This is a genomic window from Flavobacterium sp., assembly GCF_036741995.1.
Taxonomy (GTDB): domain Bacteria; phylum Bacteroidota; class Bacteroidia; order Flavobacteriales; family Flavobacteriaceae; genus Flavobacterium.
This window is the reverse complement of record NZ_DAINRG010000008.1, coordinates 22533-45640: the sequence shown is the minus strand read 5'-3', so window position 1 is coordinate 45640 and position 23108 is coordinate 22533. Positions and strand designations below refer to the sequence as shown.

General features: G+C 39.0%; 17 protein-coding genes and 1 riboswitch. Of the genes, 4 read left to right on the top strand and 13 right to left on the bottom strand.

The window, feature by feature from the left end:
* Window positions 1–7: 7 nt before the first annotated feature.
* The 9 genes from V7D82_RS04730 to V7D82_RS04690 all read right to left on the bottom strand — a co-directional run bounded on the left by V7D82_RS04730 (window position 8) and on the right by V7D82_RS04690 (window position 11805).
* Entirely contained in the window at window positions 8–1096 is a 1089-nt protein-coding gene (locus V7D82_RS04730) for an acyloxyacyl hydrolase (protein WP_333599822.1), read from the bottom strand.
* A gap of 498 nt (window positions 1097–1594) precedes the next feature.
* Window positions 1595–2551 (bottom strand): methylenetetrahydrofolate reductase [NAD(P)H], encoded by a 957-nt coding sequence (gene metF, locus V7D82_RS04725; protein WP_333599821.1) that lies wholly within the window; start codon window positions 2549–2551, stop codon window positions 1595–1597.
* A gap of 1 nt (window position 2552) precedes the next feature.
* Window positions 2553–5231, bottom strand: a complete 2679-nt coding sequence (gene metH / locus V7D82_RS04720; RefSeq protein WP_333599820.1) for a methionine synthase — start codon at window positions 5229–5231, stop codon at window positions 2553–2555.
* Window positions 5231–6220: a homocysteine S-methyltransferase family protein gene (locus tag V7D82_RS04715; protein ID WP_333599819.1), complete on the bottom strand. Its 990-nt coding sequence runs from the start codon at window positions 6218–6220 to the stop codon at window positions 5231–5233. The genes metH and V7D82_RS04715 overlap by 1 nt, the downstream gene beginning before the upstream one ends.
* A gap of 154 nt (window positions 6221–6374) precedes the next feature.
* A riboswitch (SAM riboswitch) is annotated at window positions 6375–6479 on the bottom strand.
* A gap of 113 nt (window positions 6480–6592) precedes the next feature.
* On the bottom strand, window positions 6593–7801 hold the full coding sequence (locus tag V7D82_RS04710; protein ID WP_333599818.1) for a sterol desaturase family protein: 1209 nt from the start codon (window positions 7799–7801) through the stop codon (window positions 6593–6595).
* 48 nt (window positions 7802–7849) lie between these two features.
* The gene (locus tag V7D82_RS04705; RefSeq protein WP_333599817.1) at window positions 7850–8950 is read right to left on the bottom strand and encodes an aspartate kinase; all 1101 of its coding nucleotides are present in this window, start codon (window positions 8948–8950) and stop codon (window positions 7850–7852) included.
* A complete protein-coding gene (locus V7D82_RS04700) occupies window positions 8937–9938 on the bottom strand; it encodes an alpha/beta fold hydrolase (RefSeq protein ID WP_333599816.1) in 1002 nt (333 codons plus the stop codon). Before V7D82_RS04700 ends, V7D82_RS04705 begins: the two co-directional genes overlap by 14 nt.
* Window positions 9939–10047: 109 nt before the next feature.
* A complete protein-coding gene (locus V7D82_RS04695) occupies window positions 10048–10506 on the bottom strand; it encodes an OsmC family protein (RefSeq protein ID WP_333599815.1) in 459 nt (152 codons plus the stop codon).
* A gap of 6 nt (window positions 10507–10512) precedes the next feature.
* Window positions 10513–11805 (bottom strand): O-acetylhomoserine aminocarboxypropyltransferase/cysteine synthase family protein, encoded by a 1293-nt coding sequence (locus tag V7D82_RS04690; RefSeq protein ID WP_333599814.1) that lies wholly within the window; start codon window positions 11803–11805, stop codon window positions 10513–10515.
* Between the two features lie 691 nt (window positions 11806–12496).
* On the opposite strand from V7D82_RS04690, the gene metK reads away from it, so the two are divergent.
* Window positions 12497–13747: a methionine adenosyltransferase gene (gene metK, locus V7D82_RS04685; protein ID WP_333599813.1), complete on the top strand. Its 1251-nt coding sequence runs from the start codon at window positions 12497–12499 to the stop codon at window positions 13745–13747.
* A 58-nt stretch (window positions 13748–13805) separates the two neighbouring features.
* Here metK and V7D82_RS04680 read toward each other — a convergent pair whose 3' ends face one another.
* From V7D82_RS04680 to V7D82_RS04670, 3 genes are all read right to left on the bottom strand, one after another.
* A complete protein-coding gene (locus tag V7D82_RS04680) occupies window positions 13806–16118 on the bottom strand; it encodes a hypothetical protein (protein WP_333599812.1) in 2313 nt (770 codons plus the stop codon).
* A gap of 112 nt (window positions 16119–16230) precedes the next feature.
* The gene (locus V7D82_RS04675) at window positions 16231–18918 is read right to left on the bottom strand and encodes a carboxypeptidase-like regulatory domain-containing protein (RefSeq protein ID WP_333599811.1); all 2688 of its coding nucleotides are present in this window, start codon (window positions 18916–18918) and stop codon (window positions 16231–16233) included.
* Window positions 18919–18935: 17 nt separating this feature from the next.
* Window positions 18936–19838, bottom strand: a complete 903-nt coding sequence (locus tag V7D82_RS04670; RefSeq protein ID WP_333599810.1) for a GLPGLI family protein — start codon at window positions 19836–19838, stop codon at window positions 18936–18938.
* Window positions 19839–19956: 118 nt separating this feature from the next.
* On the opposite strand from V7D82_RS04670, the gene V7D82_RS04665 reads away from it, so the two are divergent.
* The 3 genes from V7D82_RS04665 to V7D82_RS04655 all read left to right on the top strand — a co-directional run bounded on the left by V7D82_RS04665 (window position 19957) and on the right by V7D82_RS04655 (window position 21875).
* On the top strand, window positions 19957–20751 hold the full coding sequence (locus V7D82_RS04665) for a hypothetical protein (protein WP_333599809.1): 795 nt from the start codon (window positions 19957–19959) through the stop codon (window positions 20749–20751).
* Window positions 20751–21365, top strand: coding sequence for a deoxynucleoside kinase (locus tag V7D82_RS04660; RefSeq protein ID WP_121312655.1), 615 nt, complete (start codon window positions 20751–20753; stop codon window positions 21363–21365). The genes V7D82_RS04665 and V7D82_RS04660 overlap by 1 nt, the downstream gene beginning before the upstream one ends.
* Window positions 21366–21470: 105 nt before the next feature.
* A complete protein-coding gene (locus V7D82_RS04655) occupies window positions 21471–21875 on the top strand; it encodes a hypothetical protein (protein ID WP_333599808.1) in 405 nt (134 codons plus the stop codon).
* A gap of 72 nt (window positions 21876–21947) precedes the next feature.
* On the opposite strand, the gene V7D82_RS04650 is transcribed toward V7D82_RS04655, so the two are convergent.
* Entirely contained in the window at window positions 21948–23099 is a 1152-nt protein-coding gene (locus tag V7D82_RS04650; RefSeq protein WP_333599807.1) for a carboxypeptidase-like regulatory domain-containing protein, read from the bottom strand.
* Window positions 23100–23108 lie beyond the last annotated feature (9 nt).

Genomic DNA, 23108 nt, shown 5'->3' with positions numbered 1-23108 from the left:
TCTCCTTTTATAATCTGACTCCGATTCCAAACTCTAAGGCTTCCGCCAAAAACAAATGCGTTTTAATGGTAAACCCACCAAAAATTTTATCCGTAAAATAATATTTCATCCCCACCCGATCATAAATCGAAATGTCTTTCTTAAACGGTCGGTACACATAATACCCAACCTGCGCTTCCAGTGAAATTCGGTTGATAAACAACTCATGTCCCACAAAAACGCCCACTCGCTTATAATCCGTAGTAGCATCAATATGCTTGTCCGGATACGCCACTGAGTAATATTTGATATAATCCTTAAACGATTCTGTCAGGAACAATTCCGTTCCCAATTGCAAGGCCGATTTTCGGTTAAAGCGTTTATCCACATAAAAACCAATGTGGTAAAAAGGACGCTGACCGCTTCTGATTATCGGGCTTTCATTAATTCCGCTTCTGAAAACAAAGTTATAGTGAATCGGTTCGCGGTAGTTTTTCTGAACCATAGCCGTGTCGTTGACAATCGTCTTTTCGGCATCAAAATTATAATTCAAACCAACATTCAGCATATAAGTATTAATCCCGCTATTCGGCGATTTCACTCTTCCGTTAGAATAATGCGTAAACAAAAGTCCGGCATGAAACCCAATATTTTTAAACAACGTCTGATTGTCATAACTTAAACCAATATTGGTATTGTCCAAAATCTTGGTCCCAAAAGCCTTATTCTTACTGTTATCCACCTTGTCATACGGATTGGTAGTAAGCGCCAACCCCTGCGCCAATCGGAACTGCAAATGTCTGTTCAGAAAATAAAAATTGTAAAATCCACCCACCGAATAACATTGTCCCAGTGGCTGACTGTTAAAATCCTGGTACAAGAAAAACGCACCATAATCGGGAAAGTTATAGGCCTTTTGCCATTCTTTTTCACCATGAGTGCGCACCAAAAAACTAAGCATCACCCCTTCCGGATGCCCGTTAATCAAATGATACATATCTTCTTTGTGCGGCAAAGTATTCCCACGCAAATCCGAAACCTCAAACGAATACGTTGCTTTTTGTTGGGCAAAAATCGTCCCCGAAACCAATACAATAAAGTAAACTAAACGCCTCATCCTAAAAGTTAAAATCGCACAAATATAATCGAATATCTTAAGGAGCGAAGCGTTCGGGCATTTTTGTGATCCCTTTTCCCGCTGTCCGCGCTACACGGTAGCCACTCCCATCGGGGCTAAATTGGAATGGTCTTTTGTCACCTCAGCACAGTCCGCGGGTTTCATCAAGCTGTAATTAACTATCCACAAAAAATGAGCAGCAATCTCTTAAAAAAAAGTAAGTAATAAAATACAAAAACCAGCTGTTTTTCAACTAACGTCGTCTGACAAACCATCTACATCGTCTGGCAAAGCACCTAGGCCATCTGGCAGAGCACCTAAATCGGCTCTCAAACTAACTACAGCAGCTATCATCTCATCTGAGTCGTCTGACTAAGCAACTACAAAGGCTATCAAAGCCCCTAAAGACTATAACAAAGTCCCTACAGAGTCTTTCCTACTTCCTAATCTCAATAATATCACAACGAGTTCCGTCTAGATGCTGAACACATCCTTTTATTAAAAAATAGTGGAAGCAATTGCCTTAATGTTCTCTGCTTTCCCCATCGAGTAGTAATGCAACACCGGAATTCCGGCAGCCACTAACTCCTTGCTTTGCTTAATACACCATTCAATCCCGATTTGTTTTACATGATCGTTGTCTTTGGCTTTCACCACTTCCATGATTAAATCATCCGGCAACTCAATGCTAAAGCGGTGCGGAATTAAATTCAACTGTTTCTTAGTAGCAATGGGTTTCAGCCCCGGAATAATAGGAACGGTAATTCCGGCAGCTCTGCATTTCTCCACAAAATCAAAAAACTTCTGATTGTCAAAAAACATCTGGGTAATAATATAATCGGCACCGTTTTTTATTTTCTGTTTTAAGAAATGGATGTCACTGTCCAGGCTCGGTGCTTCCATGTGTTTCTCAGGATAGCCCGCCACACCAATGCAAAAATTAGTTTGAGCCGAGTTTTTCAAATCTTCATCCAAATAAATTCCATTATTCAAATTACTAATCTGAAGCACTAAATCCGTCGCATATTCATTGCCTTCTTTCTCCGGATGGAAATAGGTTTCCGTTTTCAAAGCATCACCTCTTAACGCTACCACATTATCAATCCCTAAGAAATCTAAATCAATCAATAAGTTCTCCGTATCTTCTTTAGTAAACCCACCACACAAAATATGTGGAATCGCATCTACATTATATTTATTCTGAATCCCGGCACAAATCCCAACTGTTCCCGGGCGTTTCTTCACAACTTTCTTTTGCAGCAAACCGCTTGGCAATTCTTTGTATTCGTATTCCTCACGGTGATAGGTCACATCAATAAACGGCGGATTGAATTCCATTAACGGATCAATACTATCAAAAATAGACTGAATGTTTTGTCCTTTCAAAGGCGGTAATATCTCAAAAGAAAACAATGATTTTCCTTTGGCATTTTCTATATGTTGGTTTACTTTCATGTTAATCGGCTATGTTTGGATTGAGCCATTTCGTGGCTGTTTCAATACTGATATTTCTTCTTTTGGCGTAATCTTCTACCTGGTCATTTTTTATTTTTCCGAGCCCAAAATACTTACTTTCCGGGTTCCCAAAATAATAGCCGGAAACCGAGGAAGCCGGCCACATCGCCATGCTTTCGGTTAGCTTCACGCCTATGGCTTGTTCTACATTCAAAAGCTTCCAAATCGTTGGTTTTTCCAAATGATCCGGACAGGCAGGATACCCCGGTGCCGGGCGAATCCCTTTGTATTCTTCGTCAATCAAATCCTGATTCGACAGACTTTCCTCAGAAGCATAACCCCAAAGTTCTTTTCTGACCTGCAAGTGCAAATATTCAGCAAAAGCTTCGGCCAATCTGTCGCCAAGCGCTTTCACCAAAATCGAATTGTAATCGTCTAATTGCTTTTCAAATTCGGCGGCTTTTTCATCTACACCAAAACCAGTCGTTACACAAAAACAACCTATATAATCTTGTTTAGCAGCATCTTTTGGCGCTACAAAATCAGCCAATGCAATATTAGGAGCACCTGCCGTTTTTTGCGATTGTTGACGCAAGGTTAAAAACTTCACCAACTCTTTTCCACTCTCATCCGAAACCTGAATATCGTCATCATTGACTTGGTTCGCCGGATAAATGCCGAGAATTCCTTTAGCGGTCAACCATTTTTCGGAAACGATTTGGTTTAGCATTTTTTGCGCATCGGCAAACAAACTGGTCGCTTGTTCCCCAACCACCTCATCAGTCAAAATTGCCGGATATTTTCCGTACAATTCCCACGAACTAAAGAAGGGTGTCCAGTCAATAAAATCAACCAATTGAGACAATTCCACTTCAACGGTTTTGGTTCCGATAAAGTTGGGTTTGACCGGAGTAAAATTGTTCCAGTCCAATTGCAGTTTATTTTTTCTGGCCTCTTCAATCGACAAGTAATTTTTGTCCCGACTTCTATTCAAATACCCTTCACGGAGTTTGTCATATTCGGCACGAACGGTTTGAGCATAATCAACTTTGGTTTCTGCCTGCAACAAATTACTGGCCACCGTTACCGCACGCGAAGCATCGTTAACGTGAACCACAGTTTCTTTATATTCCGGGGCAATTTTCACGGCAGTATGAGCACGGGAAGTTGTAGCACCTCCAATCATCACCGGTATTTTGATGTTAAGTTTGTCCATTTCTTTGGCGAGATAAACCATCTCATCCAACGACGGTGTAATCAACCCGCTCAAACCGATGATATCTACATTCTCACGAACTGCTGCTTCAATAATTTTTTCGGGCGGTACCATTACGCCTAAATCTATAATCTCGAAATTGTTGCAAGCCAATACTACGGCTACAATATTTTTACCAATATCGTGTACATCGCCTTTTACGGTGGCCATCAATACTTTTCCGGCACTAGATGATTTTCCGTCTTTGGAAGCTTCTATATAAGGTAACAAATAAGCCACGGCTTTCTTCATCACGCGGGCCGATTTTACCACTTGGGGCAAAAACATTTTTCCGCTTCCGAACAAATCGCCCACCACATTCATTCCGGCCATCAAATTGATTTCGATGACTTCAATGGGTTTTGAAGCTAATAATCGGGCTTCTTCTACATCAATTTCTATGAATTCGTCAATTCCTTTTACTAAGGAATGTGTTAATCGGTCTTGTACTGAACCGCTTCGCCATTCCTGAACCGCTTTTTCATTGGCTTTAAAATCGCCTTTGAAACTTTCGGCTAAATCCAATAATCTTTCAGTAGCGTCTTCTCTTCGGTTTAGTAAAACATCTTCAACATGTTCCAAAAGAATTGGATCAATTTCATCATAAATCTCCAGCATTTCCGGATTTACGATTCCCATCGTCATGCCGTTTTTAATAGCATGGTATAAGAACGCCGAATGCATCGCTTCCCGCACTTTATCATTCCCACGGAACGAAAACGAAACATTACTCACACCACCGGAAACTCCGGCATAGGGCAAGTTTTCACGAATCCATTTGGTGGCTCTGAAGAAATCTAATGCGTTTAATTTGTGCTCTTCCATTCCGGTAGCTACCGGGAAAATATTCGGATCAAAGATGATGTCTTCTGCCGGAAAATGAACTTCATTTACCAAGATATCATAACTTCTTTTGCAGATTTCAATTCGTCTGTCGTAATTATCGGCCTGACCTTCTTCGTCAAACGCCATGACGATTACCGCAGCTCCGTATCTTTTAATCAGCTTGGCGTGATGGATGAACGCTTCCTTTCCTTCTTTCAAGGAAATCGAATTCACGACCCCTTTTCCTTGCACGACTTTCAAACCAGCTTCGATGATTTCCCATTTCGAACTGTCAATCATGACCGGAACCCGGGCAATATCCGGTTCGGCAGCGATTAGATTTAAGAATTTGGTCATGGCATACACCCCATCCAGCATTCCTTCGTCCATATTGACGTCGATGATTTGGGCACCGCCTTCTACTTGGTCACGGGCTACCGAAAGCGCTTCGTTGTATTTTTCTTCTTTGATTAAACGCAAAAATTTACGCGAACCGGTTACATTGGTGCGTTCTCCTACGTTGATGAAATTAGATTCCGGGGTAACGATCAAAGGTTCTAATCCGGATAGTTTTAAATATTTATTCGTTGCTTCCGCCATTATATCGTTTCTAAAATTTGTCTTGGTTGGAATTCTTTGGCCACATCGGCAATGGCTTTGATATGTTCCGGCGTGGTGCCACAACAACCGCCAATGATGTTGACTAAATTGTCTTGTAAATATTCTTTGATTAACGCTTGCATTTCGGCTGGTGTTTGATCGTATTGCCCGAAAGCATTAGGCAAACCGGCATTCGGATGTGCAGAAATGTTTAAGGTAGTATTGTGTGCTAATCTTTTTAAATAAGGTTTCAATTGATCAGCTCCGAGCGCGCAATTAAACCCAATAGATAACAACGGAATGTGCGCAATGGAAATCAAAAACGCTTCCACAGTTTGCCCTGAAAGTGTTCTTCCGGAAGCATCGGTAATAGTACCGGAAACCATTACTGGAATATCTAAATTGCGTTCTTCCTTTACTTCTTCTATGGCGAATAAGGCGGCTTTGGCGTTTAGGGTATCGAAAATGGTTTCTACCAAAAGCACATCACAACCACCGTCAATCAACGCTTCAACCTGTTGTTTGTAGGCAATGCGCAAATCGTCAAAAGTTACGGCACGGAATCCCGGGTCATTTACATCCGGACTCATGCTTGCTGTTCGGTTCGTTGGCCCTATAGAACCGGCTACAAAACGTGGTCGGTCGGTGAATTCGTCAGCGACTTCACGGGCGATTTTTGCCGATTCGTAGTTGAGTTCGTAAACCAACTCTTCTAAGTGGTAATCGGCCATCCCGATGGTTGTTCCTGAGAACGTATTGGTTTCTACTATATCAGCACCGGCTTGGAAATACAGGCGGTGAACCTGTTTTACAGCCTCGGGTTGGGTGATGGAAAGCAAATCGTTGTTGCCTTTCAGCGGATGTGGAAAATCCTTGAACCGCTCTCCGCGAAAATCTTCTTCGGAGAAATTGTTGCGTTGCAGCATAGTGCCCATCGCTCCGTCGAGGACTAGGATTCTTTCTTTTATAGCGTCTTGAATTTTTGACATTTACTTCTTCTTTACAAAAATGGATAACTAATTAGCCCCGATGGCAGCAACTACCGTGTAGTGCGGACAGCGGGAATATGGATTACTGCAACAGCGCAAGCCAATCGCTCGTAAAAATTATAATAAGTTATCGTGAAAGTGAGAAGAATTCTCGGGGTTATCTGCTCTCCGTAAATGGAGATAGAATGTAGCACCTTCTTTTGGCAAAGGGTTGCTAAGCTTTCAACGGGTCTATTCCCTCCAGCTTTCGTGATAACGAACAATAAGTTTATGAACGCTGCAAAGTAACGCCATAGAATTGGAATTTGCAAACGATTTGAAAAAATAAAAACCTACAACGTTAGAGTGCTGTAGGTTTTCGCGGTTTTAAGGTTAGTTAGAAAATAAAAACCGTTGGTAACTGGTATTAATAGAATTGTAAAACAAAACGGCCAGGCAAAACAAAGTGAGTGTCAAACCGGTTACATATAAAGTAGTGACGGTTGCATTAAAAACGAGACAGAGAATACTGAAGCGAATGAACTCGAGGTGAAAAATCCAGCGCTTTTGTTCGAGCATGGCGCCGGTTACGATGACGCTCAACACTATGAAAGCCGCCAATAAAAAAAGATTGGTTTGCGGAATATTTTTGGAAAACAAAATGGTGAGAAACAAAACCACAACAGTAGTGACTGTTTTGACTTGGATGGCACGGATTAATTTTGTGGAATACTGAATGTGATGTACTTTCTGCGACAGTTTGCGTTCTAACAGCGTTCGGATTCTTGGGTCGTGGTCATTCGGGCTTCCAAAAATGACTTTGTTTTTTTGTTGGAATCCTTTAGCCAATCGAAAAGCCACGCCGAGTTCCAGAAAATAATGAAAATGCTGCCAAAGGAAACTGTGACTGCCCAACGATTTGGTCAAACCGTATTTTGGTTCTTCGGTTTCTGCAACAAAAGTGCCGAAGATTTTGTCCCAAATGATAAGCATGTCGCCATAGTTTTTATCCAAATACTGCGGATTGCTGCTGTGATGCACCCGGTGATGCGAAGGTGTTACGATAATATATTCCAACCAGCCGAGTTTTCCAATGAGTTGGGTGTGCGTAAAAAAAGGATAGGTTCCGTGAATTAGTAACAATACGGTAATCATCTCAGCCGGAAAACCGATTATTGGTAAAATGCTCCAAAACAAACCACGAGCCACCGCCTGAATTACCGTAATTCGGGCAGCAGCCGTATAATTGAAATCATCGCTTTGGTGATGCACTATGTGAGCGGCCCAAAAGAGATTGATTTCGTGGCCAAACCGATGATACCAGTACCAAACCAAATCGGTAGCAAGGAACAATAAAATCCAAGTCAGCCAATTGTTCTCAATGGTGAAAATGGAAAAGTTTTGGTTGAGCCAGGTAAAAATAAAGAAGAACGAACCGGTCGTCAGCAAATCGGAAACCCGCTCGACGATGCCCACATTGACATTGGCTACTGTTTCATTAAATTGGTGGATGTCTTTGTTTTTTTTCTTGCTGACATAATATTCCAACACCATAAAAAAGACAAAAAACGGAATGGCTAAGGCGATAAAATCTAATTTCATTGGTTATTTTTTGTTTGTTATTAGTAAAAGCGGTTGGGCTAAGTTGCCTTACAACCAAACCGCTTCTTTGATTTTGAGTTGCTCGGCGACTTTGAGAATATCGGTTAAAACGCCACGCGCGGTGACTTGTCTTCCGGCACCGGCACCCTGAATGACGATTGGGATTTCGCCATAGGATTTGGTATAAATCTCAATCAGGTTGTCGGCTCCTTTGAGTTGGCCCAGCGCGGAACTTTTGGGCACCGAAATCAATTTGACTTCCAATTGTTTGGTGGCCACATTCAATTCGCCCACATAGCGCAGGACGTGATTGTCGGCTTGGGTGATTTTGGCAATCTGAAATGGTTTGTCAAACAATTGTTTGTTTACAGAATAATCGGCTTTGGAATGGTTTTCATTTAAATTGGGAAGCAAAAGGGATGCAATATTGATATCTGCAAACTCAAAATTCTGCCCGATTTCACGTGCCAGAATGAGTAGTTTTCGGCCCACATCGTTTCCGGATAAATCTTCACGGGAATCCGGTTCGGTTAACCCAATTTTTTCGGCCTCCGCCAAAATGGTGGAAAACGGAATATCTTCATTGGAAAATCGATTAAAAATATAACTCAGCGAACCCGAGAAAACGCCACGGATTTTGGTGATTTCTTCTCCGGAAAAATACAAATCGTTGATGGTTTGCACCACAGGCAATCCGGCGCCGACATTGGTTTCATACAAGAAAGTCTTATCGAATTTTTTGAGGTTTCTTCTCAACTCTTTGTAGAAATCCGTGTGCAGCGTGTTGGCTTTTTTGTTGGCGGCTACTATGTTGAATCCGTTTTGGAGTAACGGAATGTAATTTTTGATAATATCGGAACTGGCAGTGGCATCCACCGCTATCAGGTTTTCCAGTTGTTGTTCCTGAACATATTCGATGATATCTTCTATTCGGAACGGAATAGCCGATTGGGCAAAGTTGGCTTCCCATTTGTTTTTGACGCCTTCTTTTTCAAAAAAGGCCAAAGTAGAATTGGTGATAATGGGAAATCGCAGGTCGATGTTTCTGGTCTCGAGAAAGAACTGTTGACTTTCGATAACCTGATTGATTAAAGTGCTTCCGACATTTCCGATGCCGAAAAGGATAACATTTACTCTAAGCGCTGACATAGTTTTGTTGTTTTTGTTTGTTAAAAATGGGGGCTAAAATTTGGGCCAATTGCTCGAACTCGATTAAAAAAGCATCATGACCGTGAATGGAATTGATTTCGTGATAAAAGGCATTTTCTTTTACCGATTGCAGTTGCTGATGCGTTTCGCGATTTTCATCGGGAATGAAAAAGTAATCGGTATCTACGGCAATCACATGGATGGTTGCTTGAATGTCATGGGCTAAAGCCAAAAAATCTTTTCGGTTTCTGGTAATGTCATTGGTTTTTAGCAAATGATTCATCAACTTATAGGCCGACAATCGGAAGCGATTTTTAAGTTTAAAGCCGTGATTAATCAACCAATTCTCGATTTGAAAAATGGACAGATTGTTGAGTTTGTTTCTTTGAAAACGTTGGTTAATCGATTGTGGTGTTCGGTACAAAAGCATGGCGTGCAAACGCGCATCGGCAATCGGATCATCGGAATTATTGAGAATCTGATCCTGAATCAAAACATTGGCAATGACCCAATCGGTGGCTTTCCAATCGGTCGCAATCGGAATTAAATTGTCGACAGCGTTGGGTTTCAAAACTGCCATTTCCCAGGCCACGGCACCGCCAAGACTTCCGCCAATGACAGCAAAAATGGTTTCTATTTTCAGAAAGGATAAGCCTTCCCAAAAGATTCGGGCCACATCGCGAATCGTAAAATCCTGATAAGCTGAAATCAGATTGCCAAAGTTATCATCATAGCCATTCCCCGGAATATTGAAAGCAATAACCGTGAAATAATGCGTGTCAATAATTTTGTCCTCACCAATCAAATCGCTCCACCAGCCGCTTTCTCCGGTCACATTGGAATTGCCGGTCAGAGCGTGATTGACCACCACCACCGGCGCAGTGCCAATGGGCTGCCCAAAAGTCTGAAAGAACAACGGAATGTAGGGACGTTGTTTTCCGTTTTCTAAATCAAAATGAAACAGGTCTATTTTTTCTAAATCTTTCATTGCTTTTATTTTTCTATACTTTTTTAAAAAGACTGCCTCCAACCTCAACTTTGAAGACAGTCTTTAACAAACAAATAAAACCTAACCAATGGTTTTTCTTTTTATGCTTTTAAGCTGCTTCGGTGGCTTGAAATTCTTTGAATAACACCACTGAAACCGGAGTGGGATTGCTTAAATTATCCTGAACCGGACAGCGGTCTTCTACAGTGATTAGCCAATTTTTCAATTGCTCCAAAGTGGCATCTGATGTTGGTTTCACCACCACCTCAATGGAACTGAAACCCGCTCTTTCATTGCTGATTTTTCCCTGGTATTTATCTAAACTTAGGGTTCCAGTTATTTCCACTTGAAGCGATTTTAGCGTAATACCTTGTTCTTTGGCTACCAATTTTCCAACAGCATTAATGCAGCCGGCGTAACCTGCCAGGATATATTCTATCGGACTTGGCGCATCCAACTCGGCATATTTTTCATTTTTACTGATTCGTATATCAAAGTTTTGTGTCTTGACTACAAACTGATTTTCTTCTTTTCCGTATCCTAATACGTTTACAATTTTTGTGCTCATGATTCTTTAAATTAATTGTGGGGATTTAATGGTTACGAAGACCGCTTTCAAATCGGCTTTCAGGTCGTCGATGTTTTCTAAGCCAACCGATAAGCGAATCAAATCTTTGGTTACTCCGGTAGTTTCCTGCTCGGCATCAGACAACTGTTGATGTGTAGTGCTGGCCGGATGGATGATTAAGGATTTGGTGTCACCAATGTTGGCCAATAGCGAGAATAATTTCGTTCCGTCGGCTACTTTTTTGGCGGCTTCGAATCCTCCTTTTAAGCCAAAAGTTACGATGCCGCTTTTGCCTTCCGGTAAATATTCATCGGCTAACACTTTGTATTGGGAAGTGGCTAATCCCGGATAATTTACCCAAGCTACTTGCTCCTGTGCTTGCAGCCATTGGGCCAATGCCAAAGCATTTTCGCTGTGTTTTTTGATTCTGATTTCCAAAGTTTCCAATCCCTGAATGGTTTGAAAAGCATTGAACGGACTCAGTGCCGCACCAAAATCGCGCAAACCTTCGATTCTTACTTTGGCAATGAATGACGCTGCGCCCAAAGCTTCATAGTATTTCAAACCATGGTAACCGGCCGATGGCTCTGTGAATTCCGGGAATTTGCCGTTGCTCCAGTCAAAATTTCCGGCATCGATGATGACACCTCCCAGCGAAGTTCCGTTTCCGGTGATGTATTTGGTTAACGAGTGAATGACAATGTCAGCACCGTATTGAATTGGGTTTAGCAAAAAGGGAGTTGCAACGGTATTATCTACAATAAACGGTACTTTGAAAGCTTTGGCTTCTTTGGAAATCGCTTTCAAATCCAATACATCCAGTTTGGGATTGCCTAAACTTTCGACGAAAAAGGCTCTGGTGTTTTCCTGTGCGGCTTTGGTAAAGTTTTCCGGATTGGAAGGATCAACGAAAGTGGTGGTGATGCCCAATCTTGGTAAAGTCACTTTCAGCAAGTTGTACGTTCCGCCATACAAGCTGTTGGATGCTACGATGTGATCACCGGCTTTTAACAAAACCAGTAGCGTTGTAGCAATGGCTGAAGTGCCCGATGCGGTTACGACTGCCCCGATTCCGCCTTCCAATGCGGCTAGGCGTTGCTCGAGAATGTCGTTGGTTGGATTGTTCAGTCGGGTGTAAATGAATCCGGCTTCGGCTAAACCAAACAGGTTGGCGGCGTGGTCAGAGTTGTTGAATACATACGAAGTCGTTTGGTAAATTGGAACGGCTCTGGTTCCTGCGTTTTTAGTAACGTCGTGTCCTGCGTGCAATGCGTTGGTTGCGAATTTTTGTGTGCTCATGTTCTTAGATTTTAGATTAATTAGTTATTTAGATTATTAGATTTTTGAAATAAAAAAAGTCCCTTTGGATGGCTTACCAAAGGGACTTTCAGAGTATAGATATAACTACGATTAAGTCTTCTGCATTTGGCAACCGGGTATGACGGTACAACAACACATCATGTGCATCATGCGGATCATCATCATATTTTTTTGGGTTGCGTTCATTGTTTTAATTTTTTTAAGCTGTTCTGAATTGGTTTGAAATAAAAAAACCTCTGCGGTTAGGCAGAGGTTCGATTGTATATTTTAAAAATTTAAAATTATGCAATAGTGTGCTCTGCGGAAGTTTCCGACATCATGCGACACATATGGCAAATTGTAAATAACATTTTTCGTTGTTTTTGTTGAGGCAAACTTCTGAACTATTTTTTAATTGACCAAACAAAATTTGAAACTTTAACATTTGAAGTTTGTTTATATATATTTAAATACTACGTATTTAGATTTTTTTCCAAATCATAAAAAAAATAAAAAAAGCAAAATAGTTTTTTGTATTCTAAATAGTCTTTATACATTTGCACTCGAAAATGAGAGGAAAAATTTGAACTGATTGCAACCTCGTTAAAAAATGCTAAAGCAGAATTCTTCTTTAGCTTTCCAGCAATCAGCCTTTTCTTCGTTAAAAGTAATATTAAACTAAAATATAGTTATGGGGTATTTATTTACGTCGGAGTCAGTGAGCGAAGGACATCCAGACAAAGTTGCAGATCAAATTTCTGATGCATTAATTGATAACTTTTTAGCCTTTGACCCTGAGTCAAAAGTAGCTTGTGAAACTTTGGTTACAACAGGTCAGGTAATTTTGGCCGGTGAAGTAAAATCAAATACTTATCTTGATGTTCAATCCATTGCAAGAGAGGTAATCAGAAAGATTGGATATACTAAAAGTGAGTATATGTTTGAAGCTGATTCTTGTGGTGTTTTATCTGCTATACACGAGCAATCTGCCGATATTAATCAAGGAGTTGACAGAGCCAGCAAAGAAGAGCAAGGTGCCGGTGACCAAGGAATGATGTTTGGTTACGCCACTAATGAAACGGAAAACTATATGCCTTTGGCTTTAGATTTGTCTCATGCTTTATTAATCGAATTGGCTAATCTAAGAAGAGAAAATAAAGAAATCACTTATTTGCGTCCGGATGCAAAATCACAAGTTACTTTAGAATATTCAGATGATAACAAACCTGTTAGAATTGATGCTATCGTAATTTCAACCCAACATGATGATTTTGCTGCTGAAGCAGAAATGTTGGCTAAAATTAAAACCGATTTAGTGGGGATTTTGATTCCGAGAATTAAAGCAAAATACCCACAATACGCTCATTTATTCAACGACCAAATCACTTACCATATTAATCCAACCGGAAAATTCGTAATTGGTGGGCCACACGGAGATACAGGTTTGACAGGAAGAAAAATCATTGTAGATACTTATGGTGGTAAAGGAGCTCACGGTGGTGGCGCTTTCTCTGGAAAAGACCCATCAAAAGTGGATCGTTCCGCTGCTTATGCAACTCGTCATATCGCTAAAAACTTAGTAGCTGCCGGATTGTGTGATGAAGTTTTGGTTCAGGTTTCTTATGCTATTGGAGTGGCAAAACCAACTTCTATCAACGTGGTAACTTATGGAACTTCTAAAGTGAATTTGACTGACGGAGAAATCAGCAAAGTGGTTGAAAATGTTTTCGATATGCGTCCTTACTTTATTGAGCAACGCTTAAAATTGAGAAATCCTATTTACAGCGAAACTGCTGCTTATGGACACATGGGAAGAAAACCAGAAACGGTTACTAAGACTTTCCAATTGCCGAATGGTGCTCCAAAAACAGTAACGGTAGATTTATTTACCTGGGAAAAATTGGATTATGTAGATAAAGTAAAAGCGGCTTTCGGATTGTAAAATTCAAATCCAAAATAATCATAAAAAAATCCCGCTTTAGTAGCGGGATTTTTTGTTTTTAATACGTTCCGTTTTTCATCTTTTCAAGAACTTCTGTGTACTCCTGAATTTTTTCCTTGTTGGTGATTTCTATATTATCAATGGCCATTTGCTCTGTTAGTATGGCTTTATCTCTTTCGTGATTTTTATAATACAATTGTCCCAAGGTATCTAAAAAGTAGTAATTTTTTTTATCCACTTTCAAGCTGGTTTCACTCCAGTTAATGGCCTTTTGAATAGTCGCGGCATCGTTATTTTTGGTCTCAACAACATTCCAGGCTACGTTATTGGCTAATCTGGAGAAATCCCCTTTGAAGTCTTCCCAGTCGGCATAATTCTCTTTTTGAGCCATATACATTTCGTCTAAAGTCTCTATCAAACTTGGATTTTTTGCCATAACCGACTGAAAGAAAGTTTCATACTCGGTGTAATACACTGTATTATTGGTGAGATTTTTTTCTTTAATTTTCTGTAAATATTCTTCGAAATTGTTAAGTTGATATCCTGAGAGTTTCAAAAACGTTTTGTAATACTGCATCAATTTAGTGTGAGTAGCATAATCGTAATTTAGGGCCTGGCATCTTTTCTGAAAAAACAAACTTAACGAAGCGGTAATATCCCTGTCAATTATAGGATTGTCAAACATAACATTTTCAACATCCTCAACCGCTTGCGAAACGGGTTTGTTCTCATTTTGAACTATTTCTGCATAGTTTTTATATAAATAATCTAAAATTTTAAAGTCGATATCCGTTATTGATTTTTTCTCTTTGTACAGTTTAAAAGTAAAACCAGAGTCATTCAATTCATTTTTACAGATGGTAACAAAGTCTTGGTCATAACTATTGTTTTTGGTATAAGAATCGACGATTAATTTCCATTTTTCGGCTATAATTTCTTTAGCTGTTTTGAAAGTATACAAGTTCTCCCTGTCAGATACGCGGAAATAATTTCCTTCCATATCGTTATCTTCTTCATCGGAAACAGTGGCAGTAGTATCAATTGTCTCAACATCATAATCATTTTCTATTGTTACAGCGGTTGTGTCAGCATAAGACTCTGAATTCGGTTCTTTTTTGGTTTTTACTATTGCTAAAAGTCCATTTTTAATATCGGGCAACGTTGTCTTTTTGTTGCTGATTAATTTGTCTAATTTTAATTTGGCGCTGGCTCTTTCCAACTCATAATAAATAGAACTAAACTCCTCAAAAATGTCCTCATTATCTTGTAAAGTTCCTTTTGTGTGGTAAACCAATTCGCCAGAAGGATTGAAGAACAGTAAGGCGGTTTTGTCCTTTATTTTAAAATTATCCAAAAGAGATTTGTCTTTTTCGGTAGCTAAATAAAAATTGAAATGATCTTTCCGGGCATCGTATCTTCTGCGCATATAAATGCCGATATGCTCTTCACTGGTTTTTATAAATTGGTTGAATTTTACGCTGCCCTCCTTACTGTTATCCACAGCCACCACCAAGAACTTCGTTGGTGTTTTTTCAATACTTTTTAGAGCCTCCTGATAACTTTTTAAGACGGTATGGTTGAAACTATATTGAGCACTTTCTTTCCTTCCGAAATAAGCAGAATCATCTTTCTCCTGAACAAATCCGTTATTTTTAATCCAATCTTTATCCAATACCACTTCCACCGGAGATACTTCATCCGATTTAACTTCTGTTTTATCATCTTTCTCAAACGTAAAAACAACTTTGTTTTTCTTTCCTTCCATGATGGATAATTTCTTGGTAGTCGGATCAATAGTCCCTTTTAGTTCGAACCCCGAAAGTGACATGGTGTTGAATTCCACCTCTATTTCATTGGCATTTGGATCGATTTGAAATTTAGAAACAATAGGGTTTTGTTTCGGATTGGCTTCAACAAAATACAGGTATTTGGTTTTTTCAACATCAATTTTAAACTCCTTTTGGTTATTATGATTTAGGTTTGACTTCTTTTTCAAACAGTCCAGCAGGCTCTTATATTCAATGACGGCATTTTCATCTTTTTGTGTCCCTATGTAAATGTTTTTTCCCATATACATGGCATATTCAGCCACGAATTTTATTTTAAGCGTACTGGAAAACGGAGCTTCTGTGTTGGTTTTGATTTTAAAATTTGATTCGTTTGGCGAAAGATTTCTAAAATTAATGGTGTCATTTTCAATCGAATATTTTCCGTATAAAAATGTCATTTCATATTTATTGTCTTCAAGAACCTTAAGCATGATTTTTTGTCCTTTGACATTTGATTTGTAGACGCCCGGCTCTAAAGTGGGGGCTTGAGAATATCCAACGGAAATGATTGATAACAGGACTACAATAAAAATGGTTCTCATGATGGCTGGGTTAGTTAGCGGTTTAATATTTTTTAAAAATAAATATATTTCCAACAACTAACGTATTTAGAAGAAAAATATTATCATAAAAACCTCAAACTTTATAAAAAGCCTACAAATTGTATTTCAAACTAAAAATAACATAACGCGGCTGCACGAAATATTGTGAGTTCGAAATCCGTAATTGATCGAAGCTGTTATCGTTTAAGGATTTGGTGTTTAACAAATTGGTAGCCGAAATTTTGTACTCCCATTTGCTGTCTTTCTTTTGATAGACAAGGCTTGACGAAAGAAAATCATATTCGTTATCCACGGTTTTTTTATTGTTGTAATAATGATAAAATTCATATTCAGTTACCCAGGAAAAACTTTTTAGGAAGAAATAATCCAAGCGGGCAAAAGGCTTATCCGTTGTGTATTTGGTGTGATTGTATTCGTTAATTGAGTAAGTGTAGCCCAATTCCAGATTGGGTGCATTTTTGAAATTCGTTGATGCTTCCAGCGTATAATTTTGCGTAAAACTTTCCGTATTTCTGTCCTGAAGCCCAATTCTGTTATTGAATTTTGACCAACTCAGGTTGGCACTAACCGAAGCTTTGTAATGTTTTAAAAACGAACGCCCATAATTCCCCATTCCGGATAACGTTTCATCGGCAAAGTTGGAATTGTAGGGGGTTACCATTTGATTCACTGTATTAAAAATCGCTTGCGATTTTACCGCATTAACGCTTCTGGTGTAAGTAGCATAAGCAAAAATATTCTCGAAATTGAACATGTTGTATTTGAAATACCGTAGCGAATGAACCTGCGAAGTGGCATTTTCTAAATACCTGTTGCCACTGAACAAGCTGTTGTAATTAGACAATACATAGCCTTCTGCCAGTTTATTAATATCGGTAAAATCATTGGTTAACGAAAAATTGTATGTCAGTGTTTCTGCTTTTTTGATTTGGTATAAAGCAAAGAAATCGGGAAGCACCTTTGTGAAATTATTTTTTACCGAAGTCCCTAGTTGCTGGTTATTCATATCGTAATAATGGAAGCTAACACCCGGTGTGAACGTGAATTTTCCGGTCAAAATTTTGTAATGCAATCCCACGAAAGCATCGTTAAAATTATAATTGACCGCATTGTTATTCTCAGCAGCATTCAAATCATTCTGGTTGCCATTGTCCAAAATTTGGAAAATGTGCGAATTGAAATTTTGATGCGAATACGTATTTCCCAGCGTTACATTGATGTTGCTTTTTGGCGTAATCATATAGTAATAATCAAACTTGGCGTCAATTTTATTGGTTTTCACCATGCGGTTTTGATTGATGTCATTGCGGTTTTGACCACTAATATAATCCGAAAGATTGAACGGTTGTGTTTCTAAATTGGCGTTGTAAAACGGGTCGTCATTTTGGTACAAATGCTGGGCTTCAAAAGCAAAAACGTTTTTATCATTTTTGGTAAAATACAAAGCTATATTTTGATTCACCGACGTAGGACTTTGCTTTTTATTGGTAAAAATATTTTCGGTGTTTGTGCCAAAATTGGTGATGGTTTCTCTGGACAAATCGGACAATTCATCCTGCTTCGACAACTTGGTTAAAATATCATAATCAAACTGCAGGCTAGTGCTTGGTTTATAACTGGAACTCAATTTGAACAATCCGAAATTGCTTTTCTGATTGGCGTTTTCGGCATTATTTTGCTGCACATTATTCGACAAAATAGTCGTCTGTGATTGGGTTTCAATTGCTGTTTTGGAAGCGGAAAAAATTCCGAAACCACTCAAATTCCAAGTCTTTGTCGGATTGTATGAAAAATTGGCTGCGCCAAATTTGGTGTCAATATCTTTGGCTCTGTTGTTTCTCAGCAATGAAATTCCCAAATCATTAGACGACACATTGAAACTGCTGCCGCCTTTGGCCATCATGCTTTTGAAACCACCCGTCATTTTAAAATAATCCTGAATCGTCAACGGCAATTCGCCAATATTATTGAAATTGGAAATGACATTAAGACTGTACTTCGGATTATAATAAAACACTTTCGGATTGATTAAATGCCGGTCTTCTTCATGCCCAACACCAATGCCGGCGGTTAAATCGCCAAACCAAAAGTTCTTTTTGCCTTCCTTCAGTTTGATGTTCATAGCAATATTATCCTGATTGTTTTCTACGCCTTTCAGTATCGAATTTTCGTTGTAATTTCTAAGCACTTGCACTTTATCTACAGCATCGGCCGGAATGTTTTTCACGCCCAACTTGGTGTCACCGTCAAAAAAGTCTTTGCCTTCCACCATTAGTTTGGACACTTTTTTGCCTTCTACTTCTACTTCCCCATCGGCATTGACTTCAACTCCGGGAAGTTTTTTGAGGACGTCTTCCAGTTTTTTCTCAGTGCCGGTTTTGAACGAATCGGCATTGTAAACAATCGTATCGCCTTTGATCGAAACCGGCATTTCGCGTACAATTTCAACATCATCCAGTTCAATACCGCCCGATTCCATGGTGATGTTTTGCGTGATGTTTTCCGTTTGAGTGGTGAGGGTTATCTCTTTATTTTTCATACCGAGATAACTCAACTTAATCGTATAGGTGGTGTTGGGTTTTAAATTCAGTATAAACTTTCCTTTGTCATTGGTAATGGCGTAAGCGTCCATAGCTTTTGTGGCTTGATTCATTGCCATAATATTGGCCATTTCAAGCGGGGCTTTATTAGTATCCTGAATGATTCCCTCAAAGCGAATGTTTTGGGAAAAGGAAAGCAGCGTAAAAAATAAAGGGAGAAGAAAATAGATTTTTTTCATACAATCGTCGGTGCTGCTTAGTGTCCCATTCTGATTTGCATTCTGTTGCCGTCTTTACCATCGTACATTTGGCGCATTTCTTCCATTTTTTTAATCACCGTTTCATCATATTCTTTTTGTGAAATGACTTTGCCATTGGTGGGTGCTTTGATTTCGGCTTTGTCTTTAGCATTCAAAACAATTTTGGAACATAGAATCACGGTTTTGCCATCATTCACTTCTAAAATCAAACCCGGCAATCCCCAATAACTTTCCGGTCCTTGATTCACAGGGATTTCAGGCGCATACCAAGCCGTGATGGTGATTTCTTTCGGCATATCAAAGTCATCCATGAAGTTGGTTTTCTTGTCTTTGTCTTCGGTTTTGGTGGCTGTATCTACTTTCTTATCATCTTCTTTTTTAGGTCTGAAATTTCTAAAATCCGATTGGCTTACCGGACGAACGGCGGTCGCTTTGAAACAGGTATAACCTCCAATAACCTTGGTTTCAGATTCCATTTTCCAGTTTAATTTTGGCAACGAATCTTTGACCAAAAACTCTTTTCCCATAAATTCTTTATCAACCGTATAGCTCTTCTCTTTTACATTTTTGTAATAGGTTCCGCCACCGCCCATGATGGAAGTCATCATTTTGAAACCTCCTTGTTGTCCACTTCCCGGCGCATCTAGCTTTTCCTCTTCTTTGTAGATGGAAGCTGATTTGTCAAAATTGAGAATGAATGTTTTTTCAAACATTTTTTTCATGCGTTCTTCAATCATCTTCTGCATTTCGGGCGTGATTTCTTTATTGCCTTCCATTCGGGTTTTGAAATCGGAAGTGCTGGTTTTGGATTCGTAAACCGCCATGCCTTGAAAATCTTTTTGGGCAGTAGATGTAAAAAATGCCAACAGCAATAGGGTAGTGTAAACTATTTTATTCATTGTTTTTCAATTTGATAGAACAAATATGACGAATCAACCCGAATTGTGTTACCAATATTTTGTTAAAATAGTATTTTGGAGATGCTGAAATTAATTCGGTTTACTGTAAATTAGCAGTATGATGAAAAAAGCTATTTATTTCCTTTTAGTATTGACTTGTTCCCTGTGTTTTAGTCAAAAGCCAAAACTAAAAACAACCTCCATCAGTTCTGAAGAAATGGAGAACAAAACTTATGTGGGTTTTGATGGTTTGGGCAATAATTATTACATCAAAAACAATGTCTTCATCAAGCAAGACGACAAACAAAAATGGGAATATAAAAATGTAGCTTTGGGCAAAATCACTTCGGTGGATTATATCAATCCGTTGCAAATTGTGGTTTTTTATGAAGATTTCAACACCATCATAACGCTCGACAATCAGCTGAATGAAATTCAAAAACTGAATCTTTTTGACATTGACAACACTATTTTTGCCTCTAAAATTGGCATGGCTTCACAGAATCAATTTTGGATTTACAATGCCTTGACACAGCAAATTTTGTTGTTCAATTATTCGAATAACACTTCCTCCACAGTTGGGAATCCTATAGCGGAAAGCATCAAATACACTCAGTCTGATTTCAATAATTTTTATTGGATTGACGAAAATAACAATTGGTATTCCACCGATATTTTTGGCAAAGTAACTTTACTGGCTAACATTCCGCCATGGGAAAAAATCCAGATTATTGATAATGACAAACTGTTGTTTTCGTATGACAATGTTCTGTACTGTCTGAATAACAAATCCAAAGTGATTTACGAAATAGAAATTGTTGAGAAATCGTTCCAAAATTTTTATTACAAAGACCAAATTTTAGCTATTTTTACCAATCAACAAATTACCAATTTTAAATTAAAATTACCATAATGCACATAGCGGTAGCAGGAAACATCGGAGCAGGAAAGACAACTTTGACAAGATTTTTGGCCAAACATTTCAAATGGGAACCTCATTTTGAGGACGTGGTTGACAATCCGTATTTGGATGATTTTTACCATCAAATGGAACGTTGGTCGTTCAACCTGCAAATCTATTTCCTAAACTCACGTTTCCGCCAAGTGTTGCAAATTCGCGAAAGTGGTAAAAACATCATTCAGGACCGAACGATTTATGAAGACGCGCACATCTTTGCTCCGAACTTACACGCCATGGGATTGATGACCAATCGTGATTTCCAAAACTATACTGATCTTTTTGAATTGATGGAAGGCTTGGTAGGTTCACCCGATTTGCTGATTTATTTGAGAAGCTCGATTCCCAACCTGGTTTCGCAAATTCACAAACGTGGTCGTGATTATGAAAACACCATTTCGATTGATTATTTGAGCCGATTGAACGAACGTTACGAAGCGTGGATTACGACTTATGACAAAGGAAAGCTATTAATCATTGATGTTGACAATGTAGATTTCGTCAACAACCCCGAAGATTTAGGAATGATCATCAACCGAATTGACGCCGAGATAAACGGTTTGTTTTAATATAAAGTCCCAATTGCTGGGACTTTTTCTTTATCTTTATAACACTCAAAATCTGCAGCTTGCTTTTTGCCATGATCACGGAATCCTAACTTAATTCACGAAATCATGAAGTTAAAAATCCTCAAAAACAAAGCGGTTTGCTGGTTCTTACTTATTAGCATTATTTTTCAAAGCTGCACTGTATACAAAAGGGCACCTGTATCTATATCGGAAGCTCCGCAAACCCATAAAAGAGTTTTAATGGTTACCGGTTCAGACAAAAAAATACGCCTCAAGAGAATTGAAAAAACAGACAGCATTTATTATGGCATAAAAACGGTAAAAAGTGAGGAGGTTAAGATTCCATTAAATGAAAAAGACATCAAAAAAATAAGAGTAAAAGATCAGGCAGCTTCGACATTTTTAACCATCGGCTCCATCGTACTTACTTTTGGAATCATTATAATTGCCGTGCTTATTAATGATTTGAATAATGATTTAAATTCCATTAATTCGGGAGGCAAAAACTGAAGACGCTCCTAGCTGATTTAAATAAAAAAGCCTCGCAATCGCGAGGCTTTTGTTTACTGTTTTATATCAGAATTATAAGTTCAAAATCACATATTCTAAAATTAAACCGGCGTTACCAATGTTTCCGGTAGCATGGTTATGGAATGTGGTGTAATAAATAGTGCCGCTATTAGTAGTGCTTGTACATGACCCCAGAGAATCACCATGAGCCTCATGAGCAGGCCAATCGGCAGCATCTATTGTGATGGTAATCGGAGTTCCAGAATCATCGGTATGACAAATGGTAATCCAATTTCCGTCAGCACCATTTCCTACTGGTTCTGAAACCGTTCCGGAACTGAAATTGGTGGTTTTTATCATTAAAGGCTGATTCGAAGCAGGATCAGTAACCAATACATCCCAATAAGTAGCATCATAGCTGAATACATTCTGCCAAGAACCAAGGTTGTATTCAATATCTAGTGATGAAAATCCTAAGGCAGTTGCTAAATTAGTATCACTAACTTGTGCTCCTGAAATTGTTGTGCTGGCTCCTATGTTTTTAGAACACAGCTTATCATCCGGAATAAATCCGCCGGCTTCACCACAATTGTGTGAATTTGATGAGCCTCCGGTTAAATAGGCAACAGCCCAATCAGAAGCATACAAACTACCTCCATTGGTCACAAAATTGGCCAGGTTTGTATCCATCGCTGCATTAACATAACCTTGCTTCGCGCCACAATTTAAAAAGATGATATCGTATTGAGATACTACATTATAATCGGCTAAGTCAGTATTGGTGATTTGCGTTATCGTATACCCCAAACCGGTAACTATATCTTGTATTTCGTCATAAGACCCCGCCACATAAGCCATATTGGCTACCTGATCTAATCTTGATACAGAAGGGTCAATGGTTAATGTTTGATCTTTTACTACCGTAACTTGCAGTGAAGTTCTAAAGTTGGTTCCACCACCGGTTTGCATTTGCAATTTTCTTTGTCCGACAGGAGCCTCTAACGAAAAATCTCCATTGGCCTGCGTATAGGTATGGTATATTTTATTATTGTCATCAAAGACAAAAACTAAAGCGCCTCCAACGGGTTTGGAACCATTTTTTACCAAAAGTTTTCCGGTTATAGTTCCGGTATCTTGAGCTGGTGTTGAACTATCATCCTTACTGCAACTCACAGTCAGGAAGACTAATGCTAAAAGTGTTACTAAAATAGATTTGATTTTCATTGGTCTTGG

What these genes read in the sequence shown, in the direction of transcription:
- metH (WP_333599820.1), bottom strand. Translation starts at nt 5,231, where the DNA reads ATGGCGGAAGCAACGAATAAATATTTAAAACTATCCGGATTAGAACCT.
- V7D82_RS04695 (WP_333599815.1), bottom strand. Translation starts at nt 10,506, where the DNA reads ATGAGCACAAAAATTGTAAACGTATTAGGATACGGAAAAGAAGAAAAT.
- V7D82_RS04675 (WP_333599811.1), bottom strand. Translation starts at nt 18,918, where the DNA reads ATGAAAAAAATCTATTTTCTTCTCCCTTTATTTTTTACGCTGCTTTCC.
- V7D82_RS04715 (WP_333599819.1), bottom strand. Translation starts at nt 6,220, where the DNA reads ATGTCAAAAATTCAAGACGCTATAAAAGAAAGAATCCTAGTCCTCGAC.
- V7D82_RS04680 (WP_333599812.1), bottom strand. Translation starts at nt 16,118, where the DNA reads ATGAGAACCATTTTTATTGTAGTCCTGTTATCAATCATTTCCGTTGGA.
- metF (WP_333599821.1), bottom strand. Translation starts at nt 2,551, where the DNA reads ATGAAAGTAAACCAACATATAGAAAATGCCAAAGGAAAATCATTGTTT.
- metK (WP_333599813.1), top strand. Translation starts at nt 12,497, where the DNA reads ATGGGGTATTTATTTACGTCGGAGTCAGTGAGCGAAGGACATCCAGAC.
- V7D82_RS04665 (WP_333599809.1), top strand. Translation starts at nt 19,957, where the DNA reads ATGATGAAAAAAGCTATTTATTTCCTTTTAGTATTGACTTGTTCCCTG.
- V7D82_RS04650 (WP_333599807.1), bottom strand. Translation starts at nt 23,099, where the DNA reads ATGAAAATCAAATCTATTTTAGTAACACTTTTAGCATTAGTCTTCCTG.
- V7D82_RS04710 (WP_333599818.1), bottom strand. Translation starts at nt 7,801, where the DNA reads ATGAAATTAGATTTTATCGCCTTAGCCATTCCGTTTTTTGTCTTTTTT.
- V7D82_RS04655 (WP_333599808.1), top strand. Translation starts at nt 21,471, where the DNA reads ATGAAGTTAAAAATCCTCAAAAACAAAGCGGTTTGCTGGTTCTTACTT.
- V7D82_RS04690 (WP_333599814.1), bottom strand. Translation starts at nt 11,805, where the DNA reads ATGAGCACACAAAAATTCGCAACCAACGCATTGCACGCAGGACACGAC.
- V7D82_RS04700 (WP_333599816.1), bottom strand. Translation starts at nt 9,938, where the DNA reads ATGAAAGATTTAGAAAAAATAGACCTGTTTCATTTTGATTTAGAAAAC.
- V7D82_RS04730 (WP_333599822.1), bottom strand. Translation starts at nt 1,096, where the DNA reads ATGAGGCGTTTAGTTTACTTTATTGTATTGGTTTCGGGGACGATTTTT.
- V7D82_RS04670 (WP_333599810.1), bottom strand. Translation starts at nt 19,838, where the DNA reads ATGAATAAAATAGTTTACACTACCCTATTGCTGTTGGCATTTTTTACA.
- V7D82_RS04660 (WP_121312655.1), top strand. Translation starts at nt 20,751, where the DNA reads ATGCACATAGCGGTAGCAGGAAACATCGGAGCAGGAAAGACAACTTTG.
- V7D82_RS04705 (WP_333599817.1), bottom strand. Translation starts at nt 8,950, where the DNA reads ATGTCAGCGCTTAGAGTAAATGTTATCCTTTTCGGCATCGGAAATGTC.